Raw genomic sequence first — 12435 nt, forward strand, 5'->3', positions numbered from 1 at the left:
GTATCAACCAGACCGGAGGCTGTCCCCGTATCGAGGCTCAGGCTGAAGACTGTCGACTTCTCGCCATCAGTTCCCGCATCTTTAACCAGCGTAACAAGGTCGGTTCCTGCAATTGTTGCATAACCGATAACACCCGCAGGACGTCCGACTTCATCGTCAGCGTTCGCATCACCCGCATCTGCACCAACGCTCTCGTCAAGACGGATCTCGACGCCTTCTTTGGTCTCAAAGGTCGTGATTACAGGACCGTCGTCTTCAATATTAATTGTTGCCGTCGCGGTGACACTGTCACCTTCATCATCGGTCAATTTGATCGGAATGGTGAAAGATGCATTTTCGTCGTGTGATCCTGCAGTGCCATCACCAGGCTGATCATGATCAATCGGGCCATACTGAACAAAAGTCAGATTTCCGGTATTACCATCATTCTGTAGAGAACCATCGACATGCACAGCAAAGATGACATTGCCACCAGCATCAAGTCCCCAGACAACCTGGGCATTACTCGGGTCCTGATGCAGGGTAATAACTGAGCCACCAGATGTCAGACCGCTATCCACTGCTCCCGTGAGCCCAAATTCAACAGCCTCAAGATCATCAAAGGTGTTGCTCGCACCGCTATCTGTATCCGTCGGCCCATCCGAACCGTCAGGAACTTCGTCATTTGCACCATCTGATTTCAGATTATATGTAAATGTATTACTTGCCTGTCCAACAGAAGTCCCGAGGGAACCCTGGGTAATAATCCCTCCCTGCAGCTCAGAAAAACTATCCCCCAATGCAGTCTGGACCTCAGTAGGAATAGCAGGAATATCATCAGAATCAGGATCAACACCTGTTACAGCATCACCAGTTTTCGTGCGAGCCGTTTCATCATGAATCAAGGAGATTGGAGACGTGAATTCAGGTACATCTTCGATAATGGAAATATCAACAGACACCGGGCTGGTTACCGCCTGATTATTTTCATCAACAGGGGTCCCATCTGCATCGGTCAATTCAGAACCAGAACCCGCAGGTACGGTTTCGGTCGCGACAGCATGGACTGTAATTGTCGCAGGTCCCCCGTCTTCACCACGAGGTGTACCATCAGGCAGTCGACTGTTGGTCCAGTCATTTGGATCAAAGGCAATGTTTGTGGTCAGACTACCTGTACCATCATCGGATGTATCAGCGGTATTGCCGCCATTTGCTTCATCCACATTTTCTGACACGTCAATGAAGTAACGAACATATCCGTCCCCGGCAACTTCATCCCCAATCGTCTCTTCAAGGGTATGTAAAGCGTTAGGGTCTGCGACCACACCTGCCGCCAAGGCAATCTGGTGCTGAAGAGATGCCGGAAGATCAGCTGGATCCGTAACCAAGGTCAGAACAGGCTTTCCAGCGCCGTCAAAAGTTACTTTATAAACACTGTCACCATCCATCTGCCAGATCTGTGCACCGGCAATCTCGCGGATATCCCAACCAACAGGGACGCCATCGACAACGAGTTCATGCGCTTCGGAATCATCCGCAAAGTCGGCAAATTCAACAGTCACAGGAATAGTAACCGTTTCTTCTTCGGTACCTGTGTTAACAACTTCTCCCGGTGTAGAAGAGCCTTGCCCACTCTCACCACCTTCGCCACCGATCTGCAAATTTTCAGGCAAGTCGGCAACGGCATCAATAATAGCAACAGAAGAATAAGGAAGGGTCGCACTCTCACCTGAATCAGGATCAGAAATAGTAGCCGACCCTGTAATCGTAATATCAGCATCAGAATGTGGCGAAGGCAGAATGTAGATATCGGCAAAGTCAGACGGCGAAATTGTCACCGGGAACCCGCCGGTGTATTCATCGCCCTCTTCACTACCGCCAATGAACAGGCGTACGCCTTCGGGCAGCCCGTTAATAACCACAGAATCCAGCGTTTCATTATCCGACGGCGTGAAGGTCAGAACCATCCGCATGGGTGCAGAAAACTCTTCACGCGTACCATCGCCAAGAAAAGGATTGCTATCCTGGCCCACATCTCCATGTTCCAGATGATGATTTGGCAACCAGTCCTCGAACCCCCCTCCGAAGGAACCCGTTATTCCGCCATCAGGACCTTCTTCAACTTCAGTGACAGTGGTCAGAAAGCTGATCAATAACGTCCCCTGAGCTGGGTCTGTATTTTCATCAATGCCGCTTAAAAGGCCGAAGCGCAGCTCAGTTGGAGGAATAACCCCCTGGGCATTCAGGAGATCGATCGAATTACCGAGATCATCACTGTAAGTGCTGCCACCGCCGCCAGCTGGTCCGGCACCTGCACCAGCACCGGCTGCTGTTTCAAGCGTACCGTCGCCACCCGCAAGCGCCAATGCCTGGCCGATCAATTGATCAGCTGCCAGTTCTACGCCCCCGATGACAAGAACCGGCGCATCCGCACCCTGGGATTCAGCAACAAGATTAAGGAAGACAATCCTGCTGTCGGCTGCCCCGTCGCCGTCAGTGTCGAATGTCAGAACAAAATCATTCCCCTCAACAACCGGCGTCGCTGCGGCCGCGTCAAAGTTCAGAACGGCTGCCTGCCCCTTAACCAGAGAAATGTTGACCACTTCACCCGTAGCAGGCGCAGATACATCAATTGCACCAGCCGCCTGCCCAACCAGGGTTGTACGACCCAGTTCAGCAGAATCAGCTGCATCAATTGTTGGGTTCGCCTCACCGTTATTACGAGTAAGATCATCAGTCATTAGGAATCTCCCTTAAGGTTCCGTATTATTATGCGCCTATCTCAGACACGAATTAGCAAAAATCAAACAGACTGCTGGCTTTTATCCGAACAGGAATTTTAACAGCCCCATTTTCACGGACAAGTTTTAGTTCTCAAAAAGCTACAGCCATATATATGAGTCTTGATTGAATCTCCAGAATCCAGGCAAAGCAACAAGGCGAACGCCCCGTTCATGAGCTTTCTATATTTGTAGGACCTAAGCCCTAAAAAAACCCTAAGCAAACCTTACCCATTCCTTTACGGATCAGGCTTATCCCTTAAATCTAAAAAAAAAGCCCCGCTGTTTAGCGGGGCTTGTATTCAGAAGCCAGAAGGCTTCAGCATTTTCAGATTTTCTGGATTTTACTGAACCAGATCAATCTCTACAACGCGATTACCAGGTTCACGGACACCATCTTCTGTTGGAATAAGAGACTGTGTCTCACCAACGGCGTCAGGAACAATTCGACCAACATCCACACCAGCACGGGCCATGGCTTCCATCACCACAGACAGACGGCGCTGTGAAAGAGCCTGGTTGTAATCTACAGCACCTGCGCGGTCAGCATGAGCGACCAAACGTACTGTTGTACTATCGGCAGTCTGAGCAGCAACCAGAGCGGACTCCAGAGAAACACGTCCCGCATCCGTTGCAACAGTACTGTCGAAGTTAAAGTAAACGAGGAAAGAATCCGCCTGCGGTGCCGGCGCTGCCGCCTGGCTCACATAAGGCTGAAAATCAGTCAGCTTGAAAGTTGCCAAAGCATCAAGACCGTTCATCGCGGCATCAAAAGCTTCTTTGCACTCGCCACCACGTGTGCTTGGCTGATACTGCACAGAACGCGCAGCTTCTGTCGCCTCAATCCAGCAATCGTAGTTCACCTGGGCTTTCGCTGCCAGCTGTGGCGCGACAACCCGGCCACCACGATCGAACGCCTTGCGCATACGCAAAAGGGCATCAGCAAAGACAGGCTTGTCTTCGTCTCTCAGCCAGCGATCATCGGGCTCATCAGGAAGAACGCTTGAACGACGCGCAGCTGTCCGTGCCTTGTGATTAAAATGCTCAGCATCGAGCAGATCCCAGTTACTGTCGCGCTCGTCAGAAAGCGCGAGATAACCATCATACAATGCATTGCTGAACTGAATTCCGGTAACTTCTCGATCCTGCGCAGAATCAGTATCGAAAAGGCCGCCAAAAACAGCGTCCAGCGGTCCAGCATTAGCCGGAGCGGCAGCGATTATGGCCGCAACAGCCCCGAACAGAAAACTCTTTGTTTTCATTGTCCACCCCTTGATGAGTGCTGCAACTCACAGCAGAAATAATTCAGTGCCACCTATAACGCCTCCCGAGATGAAGAGCAAGTGACAGAACACACTTTATAGTAATTCAACGGCAAAATCATCCGGTTTTATCCAAAATCAGGGGAATTACTTATGACAGAGGCAAGACAGCACGACAGAATCCACGCCTAAAAGGTTAATAATTTGTAAAAATAACAGACTCAAAAAGATCACACGCAAGCTCCACCCTTCCTGTTAGCTTTTGCCTGAGACACACCAGAAACAGCAAAAGCATTCTTCCCCATGCCACATCTGCAACAAGCCCCCAGCCGCCAGGTAACAACTCTGTTTGATTTCTGGCGGCAACCTCTTTTGGCCGCTGCACTCCTGTGCCTGCTTCCCTTCTCCCTTCCAGAAGCATCTCCTTTACAGGGAACAGCACATCTCGATTTGACCAAGGGAACTGTTAATGCCGAGGGTTACCCCTGGAGCACGCTGGGGCGGCTCAACATCGGGGGGCGAGCCTTTTGTACCGGTGTCATGGTTGGCAAAAACCACCTCTATACCCAGGCACACTGTCTCTATAACAAGTCAGAGAAACGCTGGTGGAAAGCAGAAGAGCTTCACTACCGTGCCGGCTATCAGCGCGACAGGCATATCGGCTCTTCTGACATCACCAGAATAGAAATTTCCGAAAGTTATGATCCATCCAATCCCAACAGCCTGGCCAGCATGACCGGGGACTGGGCTCTCATTACCCTGAAAGAACCCCTCGGCCGTCGCACCGGGTGGCTTGGCCTCAAAAATATGGATCAGGGATTGCGTCAAAAACTTCGAAGCGGCACAGCCAGTGTCTTCAATGCCGGTTATCACAGCGGCTGGAGCCATGCGGTAAAGCTTTCATCCAACTGCTCTCAGGATGTTTCCAGACAAACTATCCCCGGTATCGGCAGCATCCCCTGCAGAGAAAGCCGGGAGAACCAGCGTTCTCTCCCGACAATCCTGTATCAAAACGGGACATATAAACTGGTCTCATCAGCCGCTTTTAACCGAAACGACGGCCCCAAACGCAAGGATAGCCATGCCTTTGCCAGCCTAAAAACCGCTTCCAGCGAATGGGGGCACAGCCAGCGCCCCAATCTTTGAGCGCCCCACAACGCCTCAGGACAAATGGCGTAATATTTCAGGCGGCTGATAAACGGTAACGACGGGCGCTTCCCCTTCGAAGCGCTCGACCTCTACCAGGACAGAATGTGCAACGGGTCCCTGTCCCAGTTCGGAAGTTCCCTCGTCTCTGGTCAGAACATTCGGATTGCCCGACTTGTCGAGGCTGCCAATCACGCCCGGTTCAACCGGGTCATACCAGGCCCCCGTCGGAAGCTGCACCACCCCTTTTTGTACGTTCTCGCCCAGACACAGCCCCGCCAGCGTCGCCCCGCGATCATTAAAGACTCGCACGACATCCCCGACTTTCAGTCCACGAGCCCGCGCATCCTCGGGATGCATCGTCAGGGCCTCCCGACCGGCAACCTTGGAATCCTGACTGGCCTTGCCATGATCAAACTGACTGTGCAGACGGGTGACTGGCTGATTTGACATCAGGTGTAAGGGAAAGCGTTTGGTCAAGGGTGAACCGAGCCATTCTTTTGGTTCAATCCAGGTCGGATGTCCCGGGCAGGACGCCAGCCCGAAAGAAGCCACCGTTTCGGAAAAGATCTCAATCCGCCCAGAGGGCGTTTTCAAGGGGTGCTTTTGCGGATCAGCCCGATAATCTGCCATCATAATCAGATCATGTCCCAGCGGAAGGGTAAACTCCCCCTCTTCCCAGAAAGCATCGAAGTCAGGCATATCAATTTCAAGGGAAGCCGCTCGCTGGCGATTGATCGCATGAAGATAGCGCAGCCAGTCCATCTCGCTGCGCCCTTCGGTAAACTTCTCACCAACCCCCATTTTCTCGGCAATGCCGGAAAAGATGGCATAATCATCCAGCGCTTCACCGACAGGCTTGACCGCCTGCTTGAGTGCAAAGAGATATTCATCCCGCTTGGCACAGCCGATATCATTTCGCTCGGCGGTCATGCTCGCCGGCAAGACGATGTCCGCATGCCGGGACAGCGCGTTCCAGGTCTGTTCATGTACGATAATGCTGTCTGGCTTGCGCCAGGCCTGCAAAAGACGGTTAAGGTCCTGGTGATGGTGGAAAGGGTTGCCACCCGCCCAATAAACTATCTTTGTCTCGGGATAGGTATATTCCTTGCCATTGTACTGGAAAACTTCCCCCGGTTTGAGCAACAGGTCACTGATTCGCGCAACCGGGATAAAGTCACGGACCTCGTTGACACCCTGATCCAGAGAGGCCCAAGCGAAGTCCATAAACTGATGACCGACACCATTGACACCAGCATAGCCCAGGCCGAAACCGCCGCCGGGCAAGCCAATCTGGCCCAGCATCGCCGCCAGAACAATCGTCATCCAATAGGCCTGCTCGCCGTGATCACCGCGCTGCATCGACCAACTCGCCGTCACCATTGTCCGCTTGCCTGCCATCTCCAGCGCAAGATCCCGGATCACCCCGGCGTCCAGTCCAGAGATCCCGGCGGCCCAGTCCGGTGTCTTGGGTTGCCCGTCAATCTCTCCGGTCAGATAAGGCAGGAACTGCTCAAAACCAACACAGTACCGCTGAAGGAATTCCTCGTCGTGCAGCCCCTCCTGCCAGAGTATATAAGCCAGCGCCAGCATGATTGATACGTCGCTGTTGGGCCGTGGCTGATGATAGCTGGCCTCAAGATAGGCATCCACATCATCTCGCACCGGGCCAAAATTGACAAATCTTGTTCCGGCATCGCGACAGGCGCGCAGACCTGATTTGGCACTGTGTTTACCCACACCTCCAACATTGATCTGGCCATTTTTCAGCGCGATCCCGCCGAACATAACCATCAGCTCACAGTGTTTTTCCAGCACTGGCCAGGAGGTGTGATTTTTCAGCAGCCAGTCCATATGCCCGACCACATGCGGCAAAATCACCTCTGCCGCAGCATAGCTGTAGGTATTCACTGACTTGGTATAGCCACCAATACAGTTCAGAAAGCGGTGGATCTGGCTTTGCGCATGATGGAATCGCCCGGCACTGGCCCAGCCATATGACCCGGCAAAGATCGCCTGATTACCGTAATCCTGCCGCACGCGATCCAGTTCCCGGCTGACTAGATCAAAAGCTGTGTCCCACTCAACCTCGACAAAGGGCTCTGCCCCGCGCAGCTCTGTTGCTGCGCCGGGTCCCTGTTCAAGATAGCTTTTTCGGATTGCAGGTTTGGTAACACGACAGGGGTGCTGAATACCGTCAATGAAGGACTGACCGATTGGCGAAGGATCAGGGTCCCGGGCAAAAGGCTCGACTCCCGTGATCCTGCCTTCTTCTACAGAAAGGAGATAAGTTCCCCAATGCGCCGCTGTCAGTATCTTGTTCATTGCCGGTCACTCGATAAGGTTGGTCCCACTATACAATAGATCAACCCGATTACTGAATCTGTCCAGTCCTGATTCTTCTGGGGGCCTGAACCCTAGTTCTGTGGTGAAATCAGACGTGGATCTTTCAGCGCCTCTTCAATCAAGGCTGGATCACTCCGCATCGCAAGGTGCCGGTTCGCAATGACATCATCAACGAGCAATATAAAGGCATTCCACTGGAATTCTTTCAGGGCGACTGTTTTCAGATTTTCAGGTCCCTTCTTCAGTCCAGTGGAAAATTTCTTGATCGTTGAACGCAGGATTGCCTTTCTGTGGGCACCCTTGATGGAAATCTGATCTTCTATTTCCTGTTTGATAACTGATGCCCGCAGGGGAACAGCAACCTCGGCTCCCTGAAGAGTAACAGTGACTTCCCAGGAAAACTCATCTTCATTTTCGGCGACGTCAGTCATGATCTTGTCTTCTTTTGTACCTTGCCAGACACGGCCCGAATCAGCGGGTATCCCTCGCCGAGCCAGTGCCTGATCTGCAGAATGTTAAACGCGCGTTTATTTCTTCTTGGTCTTTGTCTCTTCGCGGTAAGCTTTGACATAGTCTTCCAACAGGTCTGCGACCAGCTCGGGATCCCCAAGAGAATCCCAGATCGACATGTCAATCTCGTCGTCATCGGTGTATTTCAGGCCAAAAACAATCAGGTCCTCTGCACCGTACTCTTCCAGCTCTTCACGCAAACCTTCCAGAAGGTCTTCAGTTTCAATCCCGGTTTCACTCATAACCAATCCTTCTCTGATCTCTACAATAAGGCCGACAGCCTTTTATTCATGTGTTTCTGCCGACTTTATGGCAGAGCGGGAAGAATCAGAAAAGCAAAAAGCTTACGCTCTTGTTCTGTCCTGAAGCTGCCCCCCCCTGCACGAACAGTTGTGGAGAGACTTAAACGGCAACAGGGTCAGCTGGATAGCAGCTGACCCTGTGATCTAAAGGTCTCTCTTCGCTTGGCCTCGTACCGATCACGGTACAAACCAGATGATGAACTATTTGGCCGGGAAGCGCCTGTTCATCACGTCCTCTGCAAAATCCCGCGCGGCCCGGGTAATATCTTCATGAACCTCGGCATAGCGCTTGACGAAAGAAGGCACATAGCCTGTTCCCTGGCCAATCATGTCTTCCGTTACCAAAATCTGGCCGTCACAATCCACCCCCGCACCAATACCGATAGTTGGAATGGCAATCTCGCCAGAGATTTTTTTGGAAATAGCAGGTTCGGTACATTCGATAACCACCGCAAAAGCTCCGGCATTGGTAACAGCATGAGCATCTGCCAGAATTTTTTCTTCATTGCGCTGGGTCAGGAAACCACCGACCGTATTGGCGTGCTGTGGCAATAGTCCGACATGAGCCAGAACAGGAATTCCCCGTTCCACCAGAAACGAGATCGTCTCTGCCATCTCGGCTCCACCCTCAAGTTTAACCCCGGCACAGCCGGTTTCGGCCATAATACGGGCTGCATTTTCAAAAGCCTGAGCGGAGGAAGCCTGATAGCTGCCAAAAGGCATATCGACAATCACACAGGCTTTTTTGCTGCCCCGAACGACGGCAGCACCATGGGCGATCATCATCTCCACTGTCACCGACAGGGTATTCGGCATCCCATAGAGAACCATACCCATACTGTCGCCAACAAGCAGGAAGTCCACATGATCATCCAGCAGCGCAGCAAGGGAAGCCGTATAGGCAGTCAGACTGACGACAGGGCGCTGCCCTTTCAGCCTCATGATCTGGGGGACGGTTATACGTTTGGTCATTATACTTCTCGATTGTCAGAAACAAACTCGGACAAAACTATAGACATCTTTTATTGTGCGTCGCAACATGGCCTGTAATAAAAAATTCATTGCACCGATACAATATCTCTCGGGTAAAAACAGGCAACACTCTGGTACAAAAAGGCTAACTAGCAACCCCCTGTTCCACCGCAGCTTCGCCAAGAGCATCCCTAAAATCCGGGTGCGCCAGCGAAATCAAGGCTTTTGCCCGTTCATTCAGGGAAAGCCCCTTGAGATTCACCATACCATATTCTGTGACAACATGATGGGTATCCATACGCGGGTCCGTTGCCGGGCCGTCAAGCTGGGGGACGATACGCGACAGTGATCCATTTTTAGCTGTAGAGTGCAAGGCAACAAAAGACTTCCCCCCTCTGGAGGCATAGGCTCCTCTGACAAAATCAAGCTGCCCACCGGGGCCACTGAATTCTTTTCCCTGCAGATATTCTGCATTGATCTGTCCGCTCAGATCAACCTGCAGGGCAGAATTAACCGATATCATATCATCGTTCCGGGCAATAATCCGGGGATCATTGATATAGGAGGCCGGATAACCAGCCAACGAAGGATTGTCATCCATAAATTCATACATCTTCCGGTCTCCCAGTGCGAGAGTGAAAAGATGTTTCAGGCGATGCAGTGTCTTTCTTCGGCCCGTGATCACGCCTCGCCTGATCAAATCGACCAGCCCGGGTGCCAAAAGTTCCGAATGCAGGCCAAGATCATTGTGTTCTCTTAAATAGGCAGCAACCGCATTTGGCACCCCGCCCACCCCCATCTGGATCGTCGCACCATCAGGAATTTGAGCGACAATCTGCCGGGCAATCAGGTCATCTTCGACACCAGGCTCTGCTGGTAAAACCTCAAGTAAAGGGCAGCTGTTTTCAACCAGGGCATCCACTTCAGAGATATGTATCAGCGCCTCGCCAAAAACCCTTGGCATTGACCTGTTGACCTCGACAATCAGCTTACCGCAATTGCGGGCAACTTCTGTGCCATAATCACTGTTTGTCCCCAGGCTGAAATAGCCGTGCTGATCCATGGGAGAGACTGTCGCGATAAAAGCATCGGCCCCGATTGTTTCTGTCATCAACCTGCCCACCTGATGAAAGGTACTGGGAACATAATTCATCCAGCACTGCCCGTTTGACCGCCCCAGTTTTGCAATCTCCCTGTCATACCCGCTCATAAACAGGGAATAGGGTTTGATCACCTGCATCACATCCGGAGAGAGAATACTTTCTCCGGCATGAGCACTGGCGTGCATATAATAAGCTTTCAGGTGGCTCAAAGAACCGGATCTGGCCCGCTCGGTAATCGCATACAGCAGAGCCGGAGGCATCGAAACACCCATAGAGATCATCAGGTTGCTGCCCTCATCAATCAAAGAGGCAGCCGCTTCTGCTGAACAGAACTTTTCGCGATATTGCTCTTGGGATGTCTTCATCATTACCTCATTCAGGGGAGTACCTGCCAAGACAGACCCTGGCGATACAAAAACTCTGCACGTACAAGATACCCGTTCTTACAGAATGAATGAAAAATGCTGCAGAAAAACTTCGGCGACGATGATCTGCCTCAAGAGATCGCCAGTTTACCTGTAAAAGCCGAGATGAAGAAGGAAGATCACAACAGTCTCACAACTGTTAAAGATAAACCGTAAGGGCAAGGATCATATCCACATCCTGCCCGTTTTCTGCCAGCGGCAACATGATACGCTCTATCGTGTTATAATCTGGGACATGATACCCCGCAGGACCTTTGCGATAACTTGGCACTCCCTTGTCTGCAACCAGCAGGTAATCCCCATATACAGCCGATGGTTTGAAGTCGCTAAAAACCTCGTCGATCCAGCGCCCGGTAAAATCACTCCGTATCGCTTCGACATGGCTCGTACCAAACAGGCGAAATTTGAAACGAGTCGGGTTCCTTGCAACATCAACCAACCAGATGTGTCGCAAAAGAGAGGGAACATCGACAGGATCAAAATGCTGACGCCCAGGCAGAAAACGCTGCTCCTGCCCTTTTGGATGGAGCGAGATCCAATGGTCGTATAGGGCCCGGACTCTCTGGTCCCACCCTGCAAGTTCAACTTCTGAATACAAACCCACTTTGTCCTCTGAAACATTCCGAAAACCTTCCGGCTTCGGCTCACTGCCCAGAGTCTTATCTGAAAAGTTCCCTGATCACAAACCGATCATACAGAGCTGCCCTATTCAACCATTCGCGCCCCCTCGACACTGTGGAAAAAGCCGTTGGAAAAAGGGGCAAAATCCACCAGTTTATCAAGCCGTTCCTGAACTTCGATCTGATCTATCTGACCATCGAGTGCCTGCCTGAATGTCTGGATAACTGCCACCATATCCACCTGTTGCGGCCAGAGGCGGAAATGGCTCACTCCGAATTTCTGGAGGGCATCAAGCTCTCCCGCCAGACTATTGACACTATAGGACATGGTATGCGTCCCGTTAACCGCCAGAAAGGGCGTCCCGTCAAGTGTCATCACGTCCATGCCGTCGGGATCTTTTTCACAGACATAAAGACATCCGTCTTTGCTCAGATTGTGGGCGCGTGCATGGTAACAGCGGGCTGAGAGTGCCAGCGGCAATCGACCAAACACCTGGACTTCCAGTTCCCGGCCTCTTGCCATATTCCCCAAGGCCCGCAAAGATTCAGCCGGCAGCTCGCAGGGCAGGACAATGCGTCTGGCACCATTGCCATACAGATAGTCCAGCGTTCCTTCATTATAGATATTGATAAAGGGGCCGATAACATGCGAGCGCCCCTTTAACAAAGCCACAGCCGAGAGATCATTGGCTTCAAGATCCCAGGGGCAATCATCGGAAAGCTCATGCAGTTCTTTCCTTTCCCGTCCGGTCATCACCAGCGCCAGAGAGGAAAGGACAACTTCCTTGCCCGCTGCTTCCAGCCGTTCACATATCTCAGGAATAAAAGGCAGAAAAAAGGGCGCCCGTTTGGAGCAGGTAACCTCGCCTAGATAAACGACATCCACCTCTGCTTCATCGGCGATACGAAAATAAAAATCCCGTTTCTGTTCCGCTGGCCAGTTATAAAGGTGTGGCCCAAGGGTAAGGTGGGAAGCTGTATTCTTCATTA

Annotated in this window: 10 protein-coding genes; 1 reads left to right on the forward strand and 9 read right to left on the reverse strand. The window is 51.8% G+C overall.

The window, feature by feature from the left end; genetic code table 11:
• Together B152_RS24535 and B152_RS0120055 are read right to left on the reverse strand one after the other, a co-directional pair.
• A partial coding sequence (locus B152_RS24535) for a DUF5801 repeats-in-toxin domain-containing protein (RefSeq protein WP_033407088.1) occupies positions 1-2720 on the reverse strand: 2720 nt, incomplete at its 3' end.
• A 383-nt stretch (positions 2721-3103) separates the two neighbouring features.
• On the reverse strand, positions 3104-4021 hold the full coding sequence (locus B152_RS0120055) for an OmpA family protein (protein ID WP_020594241.1): 918 nt from the start codon (positions 4019-4021) through the stop codon (positions 3104-3106).
• Positions 4022-4324: 303 nt separating this feature from the next.
• Here B152_RS0120055 and B152_RS25655 point away from each other — a divergent pair, with 303 nt between their 5' ends.
• Positions 4325-5167, forward strand: a complete 843-nt coding sequence (locus B152_RS25655) for a trypsin-like serine peptidase (RefSeq protein ID WP_020594242.1) — start codon at positions 4325-4327, stop codon at positions 5165-5167.
• A gap of 15 nt (positions 5168-5182) precedes the next feature.
• Here the strand turns inward: B152_RS25655 and B152_RS0120065 are convergent, their stop codons facing one another.
• The 7 genes from B152_RS0120065 to ubiV form a co-directional block, all read right to left on the reverse strand.
• Complete coding sequence (locus B152_RS0120065; protein WP_020594243.1) at positions 5183-7492, reverse strand: molybdopterin guanine dinucleotide-containing S/N-oxide reductase; 2310 nt, start codon at positions 7490-7492, stop codon at positions 5183-5185.
• Between the two features lie 92 nt (positions 7493-7584).
• On the reverse strand, positions 7585-7944 hold the full coding sequence (locus B152_RS0120070) for a hypothetical protein (protein WP_020594244.1): 360 nt from the start codon (positions 7942-7944) through the stop codon (positions 7585-7587).
• Between the two features lie 96 nt (positions 7945-8040).
• Entirely contained in the window at positions 8041-8265 is a 225-nt protein-coding gene (locus B152_RS0120075) for a hypothetical protein (protein WP_020594245.1), read from the reverse strand.
• 261 nt (positions 8266-8526) lie between these two features.
• The gene (panB, locus tag B152_RS0120080) at positions 8527-9297 is read right to left on the reverse strand and encodes a 3-methyl-2-oxobutanoate hydroxymethyltransferase (protein ID WP_020594246.1); all 771 of its coding nucleotides are present in this window, start codon (positions 9295-9297) and stop codon (positions 8527-8529) included.
• A 145-nt stretch (positions 9298-9442) separates the two neighbouring features.
• Positions 9443-10765: an acetyl-CoA hydrolase/transferase family protein gene (locus B152_RS0120085; RefSeq protein ID WP_026261740.1), complete on the reverse strand. Its 1323-nt coding sequence runs from the start codon at positions 10763-10765 to the stop codon at positions 9443-9445.
• A gap of 199 nt (positions 10766-10964) precedes the next feature.
• Positions 10965-11429, reverse strand: coding sequence for a PAS domain-containing protein (locus B152_RS0120095; RefSeq protein ID WP_020594249.1), 465 nt, complete (start codon positions 11427-11429; stop codon positions 10965-10967).
• 101 nt (positions 11430-11530) lie between these two features.
• Positions 11531-12433, reverse strand: a complete 903-nt coding sequence (gene ubiV / locus B152_RS0120100) for a ubiquinone anaerobic biosynthesis protein UbiV (protein WP_020594250.1) — start codon at positions 12431-12433, stop codon at positions 11531-11533.
• Between the last annotated feature and the right edge of the window lie 2 nt (positions 12434-12435).

The sequence above is a fragment of the Kiloniella laminariae DSM 19542 genome (genome assembly GCF_000374005.1).
Taxonomy (GTDB): domain Bacteria; phylum Pseudomonadota; class Alphaproteobacteria; order Kiloniellales; family Kiloniellaceae; genus Kiloniella; species Kiloniella laminariae.